This is a genomic window from Stenotrophomonas sp. SrG, from assembly GCF_050031795.1.
GTDB classification, from domain to species: domain Bacteria; phylum Pseudomonadota; class Gammaproteobacteria; order Xanthomonadales; family Xanthomonadaceae; genus Stenotrophomonas; species Stenotrophomonas rhizophila_A.
The window spans coordinates 1-256 of record NZ_JBNBBE010000475.1; the positions used below are offsets into that span (position 1 = coordinate 1).

General features: G+C 64.8%; 1 pseudogene. It reads right to left on the reverse strand.

Features of this window, described 5'->3' with window-relative positions:
• Positions 1–256: pseudogene (locus ACQG3P_RS20540) on the reverse strand (DbpA RNA binding domain-containing protein); the annotation flags it as partial.

Sequence of the window (256 nt, forward strand, 5' to 3'; positions counted from 1 at the left end):
CACCTTCTTCAGGTGGCTGAGCAGGTCGGCCGGCATTTCCTCCGGAAGATCCAGGATCGAGAAGTCGTCACGGATGTCGATGCGGCCGATGAAGCGGCTTTCCAGCCCGGCTTAATTGGCGATCGCGCCGACGATGTTGCCCGGCTTGACCCCGTGCACATGGCCCACTTCGAAGCGGAAGGTTTCCATGCCGGGTTCCGGCACGCCGCGCGGGGCGATTTCACGCCGCGGGGCCCGTTCGAAGCCACCGTCGTTG